At 34.8% G+C, this 14,379-nt stretch carries 10 protein-coding genes; all 10 read left to right on the top strand.

Annotated elements, in window-relative coordinates:
- The first annotated feature begins 141 nt into the window (after positions 1–141).
- The 10 genes from MKY04_RS14205 (at position 142) to hemL (ending at position 14,304) form a co-directional block, all read left to right on the top strand.
- Positions 142–1,047 carry an NAD(P)/FAD-dependent oxidoreductase gene (locus MKY04_RS14205; RefSeq protein ID WP_126292733.1) on the top strand — a complete coding sequence of 302 codons (906 nt, stop codon included), beginning with the start codon at positions 142–144 and terminating at the stop codon, positions 1,045–1,047.
- A 465-nt stretch (positions 1,048–1,512) separates the two neighbouring features.
- Positions 1,513–3,159 carry a hypothetical protein gene (locus MKY04_RS14200; protein ID WP_246020133.1) on the top strand — a complete coding sequence of 549 codons (1,647 nt, stop codon included), beginning with the start codon at positions 1,513–1,515 and terminating at the stop codon, positions 3,157–3,159.
- A gap of 20 nt (positions 3,160–3,179) precedes the next feature.
- Complete coding sequence (locus tag MKY04_RS14195) at positions 3,180–4,661, top strand: S-layer homology domain-containing protein (RefSeq protein ID WP_246020134.1); 1,482 nt, start codon at positions 3,180–3,182, stop codon at positions 4,659–4,661.
- 13 nt (positions 4,662–4,674) lie between these two features.
- Positions 4,675–7,506, top strand: coding sequence for a VWA domain-containing protein (locus MKY04_RS14190; protein ID WP_346234611.1), 2,832 nt, complete (start codon positions 4,675–4,677; stop codon positions 7,504–7,506).
- A 396-nt stretch (positions 7,507–7,902) separates the two neighbouring features.
- Positions 7,903–9,264 (top strand): glutamyl-tRNA reductase, encoded by a 1,362-nt coding sequence (gene hemA, locus MKY04_RS14185; protein WP_126292672.1) that lies wholly within the window; start codon positions 7,903–7,905, stop codon positions 9,262–9,264.
- Positions 9,265–9,504: 240 nt separating this feature from the next.
- Positions 9,505–10,332: a cytochrome c biogenesis protein CcsA gene (gene ccsA, locus MKY04_RS14180; RefSeq protein ID WP_126292673.1), complete on the top strand. Its 828-nt coding sequence runs from the start codon at positions 9,505–9,507 to the stop codon at positions 10,330–10,332.
- 19 nt (positions 10,333–10,351) lie between these two features.
- Entirely contained in the window at positions 10,352–11,281 is a 930-nt protein-coding gene (gene hemC / locus MKY04_RS14175; protein ID WP_126292674.1) for a hydroxymethylbilane synthase, read from the top strand.
- Positions 11,274–12,029, top strand: coding sequence for a uroporphyrinogen-III synthase (locus MKY04_RS14170; protein WP_126292675.1), 756 nt, complete (start codon positions 11,274–11,276; stop codon positions 12,027–12,029). Before hemC ends, MKY04_RS14170 begins: the two co-directional genes overlap by 8 nt.
- Positions 12,030–12,032: 3 nt before the next feature.
- Positions 12,033–13,013: a porphobilinogen synthase gene (gene hemB / locus MKY04_RS14165; RefSeq protein ID WP_126292676.1), complete on the top strand. Its 981-nt coding sequence runs from the start codon at positions 12,033–12,035 to the stop codon at positions 13,011–13,013.
- A 1-nt stretch (position 13,014) separates the two neighbouring features.
- Positions 13,015–14,304 (top strand): glutamate-1-semialdehyde 2,1-aminomutase, encoded by a 1,290-nt coding sequence (hemL, locus tag MKY04_RS14160; RefSeq protein ID WP_126292677.1) that lies wholly within the window; start codon positions 13,015–13,017, stop codon positions 14,302–14,304.
- The last annotated feature ends 75 nt before the right edge of the window (positions 14,305–14,379 follow it).

Below are 14,379 nucleotides of genomic sequence, written 5' to 3'. Positions count from 1 at the left end.
AACAAAACCATGCTTTTTTTATTATAAAATTAAATTAGATTGTAAAGAATTACAAATGATGTAACTGTGCTAACTCAATATAAAACATGTGCAAATTGTCCAGCGATTCTCCATATTAAAAAACTAAGGTGGAATGAAAAAATAATGTTAGAATGCGCAATAATTGGCGGCGGACCAGCAGGGTTGAACGCAGCACTTGTCTTAGGCAGAGCTAAAAGAAATGTGATTCTCTTTGATATTAATCAACCAAGAAATGCAGTAACACAGGAGTCGCACGGGTTCATTACTAGAGATGGGGTTACACCTAGAGAATTTAGAAACTTTGCTCATCAGGATATTCGTAATTACCCATCTGTGAAAATTAAAGAATTCAAAATTGTAAAAGTAAAAAAAGAAAGTAATTCTATATTTCAACTTGTTACTCATGAGGGAGAGGTATATTTAAGCAAAAAAGTCATTATTGCAATTGGTCTTAAAGAAAGATTGCCCAATGTAAAAGGGATTAGAAATTATTATGGAAAGAGTATTTTCAATTGTCCTTATTGTGATGGTTGGGAATTAAGAGAACAACCTTTGGTATTAATCTCTGAAAATAATCATGCTACACATATGGCGAAGGTCCTTTATCAATGGAGCAAGGATTTGGTTGTTTGTACAAATGGCAAAAAGGTAATATCCGATGCTGATGTGCAGTTGTTCAATGAGAAAGGTATTCGGATAAAACAGCAACAGATCATCAAATTGAGTGGGCAAGATGGCAAATTAAAAAAGGTGATTTTTGAGGACGGTACAGAAATTGACAGAGTAGGCGGTTTTGTTACACCAGATCTTGAACAACCGAATAATATTGCGCAAGAGTTAGGGTGTGAATTTAGCGAAAATGGCGGGATTATAATCGACAGTTTAGGCAGAACAAATGTAGAAGGTATATATGCTGCAGGAGATACAACATTGGCTGCTCCTACACAATTAGTCATCGCTGCTAGTGAAGGGAACCGTGCAGCAATGGGAGTAAATTACGATTTGACAATGGAGGAATTTAATTAAAAGATGAAGTTATTAAAAAGTAAATTTAAAAAAACTTAATTAGCAACCCTCGATGTTTATTTTACAAAAGTTAATTTTCCATTTAAATGAAAAGAGCAGAAGTGTCTTGCTCTTTTTTTATATGTAAATATTTTCTCACTCTTTCAATAAAAATAATCCACTTCTTAATCTATAATTCCCACTGATGATAGATTTACTTTATGGTATAATTTACATGTCAAAATAATGCCAAAAAAACCTTGATTTAGCTAAGATGTATCCGATAACTAGTATAGGGGGTGAAGTAGTAGTTTTAGCAATATTTCCAATGATTAATAGATAGGTTCATAGTTGATTTTTTCTACGGAAATATTTCGAAGTAGTTATCTTGGCAAATTGAACAAGTAAATGATTATCGTATCATCTATCTTACTTCACTAATTACTTTAAATTTATATAATACCAATGCTACAGGAGGAGAGCGATTTGGCAAAGAAACTGTCATACATAGTTTGCATGCTGCTGTTAGTTGTTTCAACGTTGTCATTACCTAAAGCAGCAGATGCGGCAACCATTATCAACGGGACATTTGTAGGCGTTGATTATACTGAAACCGTAGCGAAAGACGGTACAGTTGAAAGAAAATTAAGCAAAATAACTTTAGAAAATAGCTCTGGGAGAACAAGTACTTTTAACATTGATAATAGTGCAAAACTATATATCAACAATACGCTAACAACCATCGATGGATTTAAAGCGGGTATGAAAGTACAAGCGACGGTTAACTTGCGAAAAGTAAAGGAGCTTCGAGGTACTTCTGAAATAGAGCAAGGAGCTATTTCTCAAAATAGCAAGGAAAAAGCTGGAGTTGTAACAAAAATTGATCCAAATGGGATGTATATTAGTGTAAAGCTCGACGGCGGAGTTGAAACAACTTACTACATCAACCGCAATACGAATTTCATTAAAGGATCTTCAGCATCTAGGTTAAGTGAATTGTATGAAGGAGACCGAGTAAAGCTTAGATTTTCCAGCGCATCTACTTCTGTCGTTTCAGAGATTGAAATTATTGCCTCTGGTGTAGCAATTGAAAATTTATATAAAGGTTCAATCCAATTAGTCAATTTATCCGGTAATAAACTGACGGTGAAAAATGCGCAAAATTTTGAGAACTGGATGTTTGGTACATCTAATAACAGTAGTTTAACAACATATACTTTCACAAATAATACGGATATTTACGCTGGGAACAAAAAAATTTCTAAAAATGATCTTCGTCAATATCGGGACAGTGAAGTATACTTTGCAACCGTTGAACAGTTTGGGAACGAAGTTATTAAAAAGATTATAGTTCTTGAAAATTATGAACGTTCTTATTACGAGGATATGACGGCAGTTAACACATCATTTAACTTTATTAATTTAAAAACAACTGGCCGTATTTATTTCCATGAGGGGACAATTCTAGTTCGCAATGGCCGCTTAGTAGAGCCTTCGACATTAACAAATGCTGGTACTGCCTATGTTGTAACAGATGGAGTAACGAAGGATAATTATGCACATGTCATCAACATTACAAATGACAGTATGTCGTCGCCAAACTTAGTGAAAGATGGATTGTACTTCGCTGAACTATCATATGTAGATGGTTACTTGGCAGAGTTGCAAGATGTTGTACACCTTGATAACAACTATTGGAAATCTACTAATGATCTGACTCTTTCATTTAGTAATAGTACAAACGCAGAAGTAAATTATAATAACTCAACAATTCGCATTATCCCGAACATGGATTTAATTGCTTATGAAACTTACTATGGTTACTTCTATGTGCAGGATGGTCATATTCAAGCAATCCACTTATTGAAATCATCTACTAAAATGGCTAACCAAGTATTAACAGGGGTCATTGAAAATGTTAATGCATCAAGGGAAGAGATTGATGTGAAAAATGTAAGTCAATGGTTTAACGGTACATGGTTAGATTCAGGCTCTTTAAATAATGTTGAGCTAGAACAAACATTAATAATTAAAGATGGAAAAGTAATCGAACCTTCACAATTAAAACAATCAGACCGTGTTGTATTATTTACAAATAATTCATTTAATACGCATGTATTACTAGTGAACTAAATTTTAAAAGAGATAGGCATGTGGCTCTAACTCCACATGCCATCTCGCTTTTAGGAAAGAGAGGGATTGAAGGATTAATGAAGAAACTTAGAATTGCTTTCTTGTTTTTAACATCTTTCATTTTTTTAGCAACTTTTAAACTTAGCCCTGTAAAAGCTGAAATCGTTGATATTTACGGTGGTATTCAAAATGAATATACATATGAGGAAGTCGTATTCATTACAGGTAAACCAATTGTTTTTACTGGAACGAGCGACGATGTCAAAGTAACTGAAAAGGAAAGTAAAGGAAAACTGACTGAAACTTATAAAATTACTTTAGAGGGTCCAAATGGAGAAAAATTAACACGAAATTTCACCTATGTTTCAGACGTTACAAACTATGATCAAATTGGGCAAAGTACTGCCAATGGTGAAGTAACGAAATATACTGAAAGAATTAAAATCGGTGATGTAACCTATGAATTAGAGGATTATCAGTACTCTAAAGGGAGAATTACTGATAAACGTCCTGCTTCAGATTATTTTTCAGGAAATGTCATTTCTCGTAAAACATATGTGACGAATTCGAAAGATGATCCAGAGACAGTAGTTGTAAATATTGAAAGCCGAAGCTATGGATATGAAAATTTCTGGGGAGCGACAATTACTCAAATTACGGATTATGAATTTCAATATGATAACGGAAAAATTGGCTATGTTCAAAATAAAGCGTCAACTACGAAATCTCGAACATTAAATTATGAAGAAAATACTCCATCCCTTTCTAGTTTTGATGGTGGATATGCTGTAATCAGTGCTGCAAACACAGTTTCCGAATATACATATGATTTGCCTAAAAACAGTGGAAACATCGATTTAGATGCGGAGTATATGTCAAGAATTGAACGATTAATTGTGCCAAAGTTCCGAGATTTATCAGCTCATGGGGCTAAAGATGATATTGAAAAGCTCTATTCTTTAGGCATACTTGATGATCAATCAAACTTCTTCTCTCCAAATACGCCAATGCAGCGCTACGACTTTGCCATTGCGATTGGAAAAGCGGTGGATTTGCGTGTATTAGAGGATAAAAAGTCAACGAAATCAACGACGAGTATTTTTGCAGATGTAAACAGAAATGAAAAAGATTACAACTATTTAGTGTCAGCTGTAGAAAAAGGAATTATTACCGGCACTGAGCCGAACAAATTTATTCCTAACGGTTCATTAACACGACAACAAGCTGCGACAATTTTAGTCCGTGCTTTAGGCTTAGAAAATAAAGCACCAGATCCAGGCTATCAAACAGCATATGCAGATGATGCTAAAATATCAGATTATGCGCGTGATTCAGTGTATGTTGCGACTGAACTTGGGCTTATGTCAGGCAGTAATGGGAAATTTAATCCGAAGGGTGCATTAACACGGGCACAAGCTTCCCAAATTATTATGCGATTCCTTGAATATTTAGAAAATGATTTACAACAAAATTATCGGGATGATATTCTCTTCTTCCAATAAGGGGTGAAAAGCTTTGAATAAGTGTAAAAAAATTGTGATTGTCCTCCTTTGCTGTATGCTGACATTTGCTTGGACGGCACCACTTACGACCGAGGCTGCGACAATTACAGATGTAAAATCTTCCAACTCAAAATATACAGCTGTTAAATGGGCAGTAGATAATGGCATTATGGAAACATATCCTGGAGGAAAGTTTCAAACACATAAACTAGTGACAGAGCAGCAATTATTAACGATGATTGCAAACTTGGATGACAATTATTCATATAGTTATTCATCGGATATGATTTATAATTATTATAGTGAATTAAATATTCCGCTTAATAGCAACCGTTATGCGAATGTATCGAGAGGGCAGTTTGCTAGAATATTTGCAGCTTTAAATGGGCTTGATTTATCTGAGCCTCAAGCTGTTCAGTATTTATATTTAAATGAAATTACAACTGGTACTACTGGTAAGAAGACTTATAATGATTATCAGCCAAATAAAAATATTACACGCGGTGATATCGCTGTGTTCTTCTATCGAATTGCAAAACAAGGTGGTATTGCATCTGAAGGGCTAACAGGAACAGCGACGGGAAAAGATAATAGTCAAATTACCCTGCCAGTAAACTTTATGTCAAATGGAACCGTTGAGTTTGAAAACAATAATGATAATAACCATAATGATTGGTCAAATAATCCTAAGGTTAACAATGAAGTACAAAATATTGAAATTACAAATCCTGAAATTACGGCAAATGGTGTAGATTCTACATTAATTACAATCGATTTAAAAGATAGCTATGGAAATGAAATTTCGGAGGAAGAATCTTTACAATTTAAAGTAACCTCTAAAGCTGGGGCTAAAATTTCTTCATCATCAAACAGTTCAAGTGGACAATCTATTTATGCGTATAGTGATGGCGGTGTATTGTCGGTTTACGTGACAGCGCCAAAACTAACAAAAACAATTAAGGATACTATTACATTCGAATTAGTTAATAATGATGAAGCAAAGTATGCAAGCTATAAAGGTAAAAAGTTTGAAGCAACTTTACGCTATGTACCAAAAGCAGAGCTGCGCATTACTTATGATATTTATGATCCAGAAAATCCAGAATATGCAGGTGGAAATGTTGATTCAGGTGTTAAACCCACTAATCTTCCTGATGATATGGAACCTGGTAAAATAACAATTGTGGAAGTTGATCCAGATGATCAAACTTTTTATGGAAAACAAGGTTCTGATTCAGACAAGTCGATTGACTATGCAAATGCAGAATTAAGAATTGCCAATAAAGAAATTTCTCCATGGCTATTCGAACAAATTGCATTAATAAATTACAACACAACAGTACAGTATTCATTAAATTCGGAAGGTCGTCCTGTTTACAATTTCCATACTGAGGATGTCATTAAAACAGATTACAAGTTATCTATTAGTTCACCAGTTTCAGAGATTGTATTATTTTTAATTGAATTTATTCCTGAGGATGAAGAAGATATTTCACTTTATCTATACGATAGTGTGAAAGCGATACGTGCCATTTATAATAGCTTAAGTTCTTTTGAACAAAAAAATTTACAGAATAATTTTAAGGATGCAATTTCAAAATTAGAGGATGCAGAAGCTGTAGTCGATTCATTAAAGAAAAATCAAGATTTGGCGAATCGACCTGATGACAAGGAGAAATATACAAAGGTAATTGTTTCTTTAGTTGCCCCAGGTGGCAAAATTATTACAGACTATCGTGGTAAAGTTCGTATTACTTACAATGGAGTTAGTGGTGACTTTGAATTCACTACAAACACAAAAGATTATGTAACAAATACGGGACATGCTGGTGCAGCTGTAGCTTATTTCGATTCAGTTATCTATGGAGAAACAGAAGTGACTGCGGAACTCTTGCCGTACGATAGTGAAGATAATTCTTATAAGAAAAGTTTAAAAGATTTATACAATCAAGAAGTAAAAGAAACAATTTTTGCTAATCAACAATTTAAAGAAAATAGCTGCAGTCGTGAAGTTGAGGTAGGTTTTGTTGTTGACCAATCTGGTTCAATGAAGAAAAATGACCCAACTAATCATGTAAGTACAAAAACTAAGCAGTTAATTGAAACAATTGACGCGAAGCATAATAGTGCCGTCCGCTTTAATACGAAAGGAATTCTTGAAAAATCGGGAAGTGCTGAAGCAGTATCTTCAGCTGATATTTTTAAAGCAAGTAATATTAAAGGTGGAACAAACATTGCAAGTGGAATTGATATAGCACTATCAAACTTTACAAGCAGCACGACTACATCGAAATCAATTATTCTAGTATCTGATGGTGTTACAACAGAAAGGCAAATTAACCAAGTAATCCAAAAAGCAAAAAATAATAATGTGAAGATTTATACAGTTGCTGTTGGCAAGCAAGCTGATACGAAATTCTCATCATTAAAACAAATTGCAGACGAAACAGGTGGTCAATTCTTCCACATTTCACAAATAGAGAAATTGCATGATGTATATGAAAATATAGCAGAAGCAATCTTATGTGAAGATTACGATTCGGATAATTTCTGTACTTCTCCGGACTCTATTTTTGATGATGCAGAAGTAGAAATTCGTCGTACAAATGTAACGATGACAGCTACAATTAATACAAATTGTGATAATGTTGACAAGGTAATTGCTCAATTTAACTCTGTTTACGGCAATTATCAATTTGATTTAATTGACCGTGGTCAAAACATTTATAGAGCAACCCAATCTGTATCGAAGTTCCAAAACTTCAATTTATATGAAGATGTTGAATTTTTAGCATATGATGAAAATGGCAATTTAATAGGGTCTAAAACAGTTGAAATTCAATAATTAAAATATAAAAGGTCGTCTCCAAATAATGGGACGGCCTTTTACTATTGAATACTTTAAAATAAGAAGTAACAAATTTGTTAAACAATTTAACTCCATAATGAATCAAAACAGCTGAAATACTACTTGCAATAAATATGGAAATACTGCGATTAAATTATTTATGTAGAAATTTTAAATTTTATGGTGAATGATTGTAATAGTAATGTAAAATAATTGAGATAATGAAGAAAAGTATTCAATCATTGAAACAATACATATTTTTTGTTACACTTACTTTAGAATAATTCTAATTTAAAAATTCTTTCATATCATGTTCACAATTTATTATGTGGATAGCGCTTTCTTTATGTTAGAATAGAACTTATGAAATAGATCGTGTGAGGTGTAAAGTTCATGCATACACTTGTAGTAGGCTTGAATTATAAAACTGCGCCAGTCGAAATTCGAGAAAAATTGTCATTTATTGAAAGTGAACTACCGAATGCGATGGCTGCATTAAAAAAAGAAAAAAGCATATTAGAAGATGTTATCGTTTCGACATGTAACAGAACTGAAATATATGCTGTTGTCGATCAATTAAATACAGGTCGATATTATATCAAGCAATTTTTAGCGAAGTGGTTCGATATTCCTGTCGATCAATTCGACAAACATTTATATATCCGAGAAGACGATGATTCACTACATCACCTTTTCCGTGTAACATCTGGAATTGACTCAATGGTGTTAGGTGAAACACAAATTCTTGGACAAGTAAAGAAAAGCTTTTTAGAAGCTCAGGAAATTGGTTCAACTGGAACTATTTATAATCAATTATTTAAGCAGGCTGTTACATTTGCAAAACGTGCTCATAGCGAAACAACTATAAATGAGAATGCTGTATCTGTTTCATATGCGGCAGTTGAGCTTGCAAAGAAAATTTTTGGCTCATTAAAAAATAAACATGTTGCAATTTTAGGTGCAGGTAAAATGGGCGAACTTGCAATTCAAAACCTTTATGGAAGCGGAGTAGGCAAAGTAACGGTATTAAATCGTACATTTGAAAAAGCAGAAAAACTTGCTTCTAAATTTAACGGTGATGCTAAGTCAATGCAGGAATTACAGTGCATTTTACTTGAAGCAGATATTTTAATTAGTTCAACTGGTTCAACAGACTATGTAATTGATTTTGAGTTGATGCAGTTTGTTGAACGTTTACGTAAAGGAAAACCGTTGTTTATGGTAGACATTGCGGTTCCACGCGACTTAGATCCACGAATTGGTGATTTACCTAATGTTTTCTTATACGACATTGATGATTTACAAGGAATCGTAGAAGCAAACTTAGCAGAACGTGAACAAGCTGCACAGGAAATTACAAGTATGATTGAACAAGAAGTTGTTCAATTTAAGGATTGGTTTGCTACTTTAGGTGTTGTACCTGTTATTTCAGCACTTCGTAAAAAGGCTAACCAAATTCAGCAAGAGACAATGATGAGTATTGAAAACAAAATGCCGAATTTAACTGAGCGTGAACGCAAAATTTTAAATAAACATACGAAATCCATCATTAATCAGCTTTTGAAGGAACCGATTTTGCAGGCAAAAGAATTGGCAAATTCGCCTAAAGCAAATCAACAACTTCTGCTTTTCCAACAAATTTTTGGCATTGAGGAAGCTGTTCAAGAAGAAGTGAATACACAGCAGCAAAATGATGCAGTGTCTTTAAAAAGTTCACAAAATGGAACAGTTCTTGAAAGAAAATTGTCATATTAAGTAGAAATAAATTGAGGCGTTTTCGTATCTTTATGGTAAACTATAAGACACGGAAACGCTTATTATTTTACAGATTAGGAAAATAATGAATAATCTAACTTTAGAAAATGAGACATCAAATTTCTTTCATTTAAGAGAAATTTGTATTTTCTAATTAAATTATAGCAAAATTTTTACTAAAATTTGTAAAGGTTAGTATTTCCAAAGTAAAAGTTGTAAAAGATGAAGAAGGGTTGCAAAATGACACAATTAGCAATGGCTTGGCTATACGAGATAATGGTTGTTCTTTACGCAACCGGGATCGTATTTTATTTCATCGATTTTTTTTATAAACGAATAAAGATTCGCCGAATTGCATTTTGGTTTATTTCGATTGTATGGATTTTACAAACAGCTTTCTTATTACTAAATATTGTTGAGACGAAACGCTTTCCGATTCTTTCACTAAGTGAAGGGATTTATTTTTATGCATGGCTGCTAGTGACGCTTTCGATTATTTTACATTGCGTTGCTCGGGTAGATTTACCTGTTTTTTTCATTAGTGTATTAGGTTTTATCTTTGTCACAATCCATTTGTTTGCGCCAGACAGAGTGCAGCATTCACTGGTCGAATCGTTGGAATCTGAAATGTTGTTTATTCACATTTCATTTGCCATACTTTCTTACGCGGCTTTTTCCATATCTTTTGTATTTTCAATACTATATTTGATTTTGTACCGTTTGTTAAAGGAGAAAAAGTATACGAAATTATGGTCCCGCTTACCTAGCTTACATCAGATGAGCAAATGGATGTTCTACTCAATTTTAGTCGGTGTACCGATGATTTTTATTAGTTTGTTATTAGGGCTAGAATGGGCATTTCTAAAATTAGAAGGACTTTCGATGCTTGATATAAAAATTGTAGGATCCTTTATTATTACAATAATTTATTTATTTGTACTAGTATTTCATCATGGCGGGAAAATAACTGGTTTAAATTTTGCATGGGCTCAAATTTATACATTTTTACTCGTTGTGATTAATTTCTTTTTAGGAAGTAAGCTTTCCAACTTCCATTTTTGGTATTAGGCAGAAAGGTAGGTTCATCATGAGAAAAATCATAGTAGGTTCAAGGAAAAGTAAATTAGCTTTAACACAAACAAATTGGTTTATTAACCAATTAAAAAATGCAGGTGCTCCATTTGAATTTGAGGTAAAGGAAATCGTGACAAAAGGAGATCGAATTTTAGATGTTCAATTGTCAAAAGTTGGTGGCAAAGGTTTGTTTGTAAAAGAAATCGAACAGGCTCTTTTCGATAAGGAGATTGACTTTGCTGTACATTCGATGAAAGACATGCCAGCTATATTGCCAGAAGGCTTTGTCATCGGTTGTATTCCACCGCGTGAAGATGCAAGAGATGCATTTATTTCAAAAAATCATGTGAAGTTTACCGACCTTCCAAAAGGGGCTATCGTTGGTACAAGCTCACTTCGCCGTAGTGCCCAGCTATTGCAAGCAAGACCAGACCTTGAAATAAAATGGATTCGAGGAAACGTTGATACACGATTGGCAAAATTAGAATCAGAAGAATTTGACGCAATTATACTAGCTGCAGCAGGGCTAAAGCGCCTAGGTTGGAGCGATGAGGTTGTAACAGAATATCTTGATATTGATCTTTGTTTGCCTGCTGTTGCACAAGGTACTTTAGGTATTGAATGTCGCGCAGATGATGAAGAATTACTTACTGAGCTTGCAAAACTAACAGACAGAACAACTTGGAATGAAGCACATGCAGAGCGCGCATTTTTAGCTGCAATGGATGGTGGATGCCAAGTACCGATAGCAGGTTTTGCTAAATCAAACGGTGAAGAAATCACTTTAACTGGTTTAGTAGCAGCTCCTGATGCATCTGTAGTGTATAAAGAAACATTAACAGGTACAAATCCTGAAGAATTAGGTAAAGAAGTTGCTAAAATTTTGACTGAGCAAGGAGCCTTTGATTTAATTCAAAAAGTGAAGGCTGAGCAAAATGCTTAATTTACCACTAAAGGACAAGATAGTTGTTGTAACAGGAACATCTAGAACAACAACTGTCCTTTCCGAAATTGAAGCTTTAGGAGGAAGAGCAGCTGCTTATCCTCTTATTGAAATAAGAGAAATAATTGAACCAAACGACTCTTTGCAGCTTGAGAAGGCTAAAAATGTTGATTGGCTTATTTTTACGAGCCAAAATGCAGTAGAGATCTTTTGTAATAAACTAAGGCGTTGTCAAATTAGTACTTTTCAGTTAAAAGCAAAAATTGCAGCAGTAGGCGAGAAAACGGCAAAAATCCTCGAGAGCAATCAATTACATGTAGACTTTATGCCCTCTGTTTATAGTGCAGATATTTTTGTTAAGGAATTTCCTGTAGCTGCAGGCTATAATCCTACATGTTTATTTATTAGAGGAAAAAAGGCGAAAGATACATTAAAAGCGGGTCTCCCATTTGCAATACAAGAGTGGAATGTATATGACACTTATGACAATCTTTCATCTATAAAGCCGTTAATTGATACAATTCAATCCAATGAAGAGGTCATTGTAATTTTTGCAAGTCCTTCTGCTGTAGATGTTTTTGCAAAATTTGCTGCGCCGATTGTTGGTTGGACAAAAGCAAAGTATGCTGCTATTGGCCATATTACAGCTGCAAGAATTAAACATTATGGTGCACATGTTACATATAAACCGAACACATATACAATGCAAGCGGTTTTAGATGAAATACAAAATAGAGAGGATGCTTAAATCATGGCACAGCTAAACTTTAAAAGACACCGTCGCCTTCGTACATCTGCTGCGATGCGATCTATGGTAAGAGAAACATACTTACACAAAGAAGATTTAATTTACCCTATTTTTGTTATTGAAGGACAAAATATTAAAAACCCTGTACAGTCAATGCCAGGTGTTTACCAGTTTTCTCTAGATAGATTAGGTGAAGAAATTGATGAAGTAGTAGAACTTGGTATTCCTGCGGTTATTTTATTTGGATTACCTGCTGAAAAAGATGCAATTGGCACTGGAGCATTCCATGATCATGGAATCGTACAAAAAGCTACTCGCTTTGTAAAGGAACGTCATCCAGAGCTAATTGTTATTGCCGACACTTGTCTTTGTGAGTTTACTGATCATGGGCATTGTGGCGTAGTAGAAGGAGATAAAATTTTAAACGATCCTTCACTAGAAATATTAGGACGTACTGCGGTTTCACAAGCACAGGCTGGAGCTGATATTATTGCACCTTCAAATATGATGGATGGTTTCGTTGCGGCAATTCGTGCTGCCCTAGATGAAGCAGGTTTTGAAGATGTTCCGATTATGTCCTATGCAGTTAAATACGCATCAGCTTATTATGGACCTTTCCGTGATGCTGCTGATGGTGCACCTCAATTTGGCGATCGCAAGACATATCAAATGGATCCTGCAAATAGAATTGAAGCGTTCCGCGAAGCTGAATCGGACATTGTAGAAGGTGCGGATTTCTTAATTGTTAAACCTGCCCTTTCTTACTTAGATATCGTACGTGATGTTCGAAATAACTTTACTTTGCCGATTGTTGCTTACAATGTATCTGGTGAATATGCAATGGTTAAAGCAGCTGCCCAAAATGGTTGGATTGAAGAAAAAGCAATCGTAATGGAAACTTTACTTGGTATGAAGCGTGCAGGTGCAGATATGATTATTACTTATCATTCTAAAGACGTTGCTCGTTGGTTGGAGGAAAAATAATATGAGTTCTTATGAAAAATCAATTCAAGCATTTTCTGAAAGCATCAACTTAATGCCTGGTGGCGTAAACAGCCCAGTCCGTGCATTTAAATCAGTAAATACAGATCCAATTTTTATGGAATCAGGGCTTGGTGCCATTATTAAAGATATCGATGGTAATGAGTATATCGATTATGTATTAAGCTGGGGGCCTCTTATTTTAGGGCATTCACATCCAGAGGTAGTGAAAGCAATTCAAGAGCAAGCAGCAAAAGGCTCTTCATTTGGTGCGCCTACTTTACTTGAAAATGAACTAGCTAAATTAGTGATTGACCGAGTTCCTTCAGTTGAAATGGTACGTTTTGTTTCATCAGGAACAGAAGCGACAATGGCAGCATTACGTCTTGCGCGAGGCTATACTGGTCGTGATATCATTTTAAAATTCGAAGGTTCGTACCACGGACATGGTGATTCATTATTAATTAAAGCAGGTTCTGGTGTAGCAACTCTTGGTTTGCCCGACAGTCCTGGCGTTCCTGCTGATATCGCTAAAAATACAATGACTGTTGCTTATAATGATTTAGATTCCGTAAAAGCTGTATTTGAAAAATTCGGTGAGCAAATTGCGGCAGTTATCGTTGAGCCTGTTGCAGGAAATATGGGCGTAGTACCTCCAAAACCAGGCTTCTTAGAAGGATTACGTAAAGTGACAGAAGAAAATGGTGCACTTCTTATTTTTGATGAAGTAATGACAGGTTTCCGTGTGGATTATAATTGTGCTCAAGGCTATTTTGGGATTCACCCAGATCTAACTTGTTTGGGTAAAGTTGTTGGTGGGGGACTTCCAGTAGGTGCCTTTGCCGGTAAACGTGAAATTATGGAGCAAATCGCACCAGCTGGCCCTGTATACCAAGCAGGAACATTGTCAGGAAACCCACTTGCAATGACTGCGGGTATTGAAACATTATCTCGTTTAACTCCTGAAACTTATGAATACTTCAAAAAGTTAGGAGATCAATTAGAAGCAGGGTTCCGTGAAGCAGCAACGAAATATAATATACCACATACTGTAAATCGTGCAGGTTCCATGATTGGTTTCTTCTTAACAAATGAAGATGTAGTGGATTTTGCAACTGCCAAAACTTCAGATTTACAATTGTTTGCAGAGTACTATCGATTAATGGCAGAAGAAGGAGTGTATTTACCTCCTTCACAATTTGAAGGTTTATTTATTTCTACTGCTCATACAGAAGAACATATTGCCAAAACAGTTCAAGCGTTCTACACAGTTTTTGCGAAGCTGGCTCGTTAATAGTAGTTATTGTACTTAAATAAAAAATCTGCTCATTGTAGTCTTTATACATGAGCAGATTTTTTTGTTTATTAA

Origin of the sequence: Lysinibacillus telephonicus (assembly GCF_039654155.1) — a bacterium.
Classification (GTDB): domain Bacteria; phylum Bacillota; class Bacilli; order Bacillales_A; family Planococcaceae; genus Ureibacillus; species Ureibacillus telephonicus.
The sequence above is the reverse complement of the archived record's forward strand: the minus strand, read 5'-3'. Positions and strand labels throughout refer to the sequence as shown.

Excerpts from the sequence above, each read along its gene's own strand:
- hemA (WP_126292672.1), top strand. The coding sequence starts at position 7,903 with ATGCATACACTTGTAGTAGGCTTGAATTATAAAACTGCGCCAGTCGAA.
- ccsA (WP_126292673.1), top strand. The coding sequence starts at position 9,505 with ATGACACAATTAGCAATGGCTTGGCTATACGAGATAATGGTTGTTCTT.
- hemC (WP_126292674.1), top strand. The coding sequence starts at position 10,352 with ATGAGAAAAATCATAGTAGGTTCAAGGAAAAGTAAATTAGCTTTAACA.
- MKY04_RS14170 (WP_126292675.1), top strand. The coding sequence starts at position 11,274 with ATGCTTAATTTACCACTAAAGGACAAGATAGTTGTTGTAACAGGAACA.
- hemB (WP_126292676.1), top strand. The coding sequence starts at position 12,033 with ATGGCACAGCTAAACTTTAAAAGACACCGTCGCCTTCGTACATCTGCT.
- hemL (WP_126292677.1), top strand. The coding sequence starts at position 13,015 with ATGAGTTCTTATGAAAAATCAATTCAAGCATTTTCTGAAAGCATCAAC.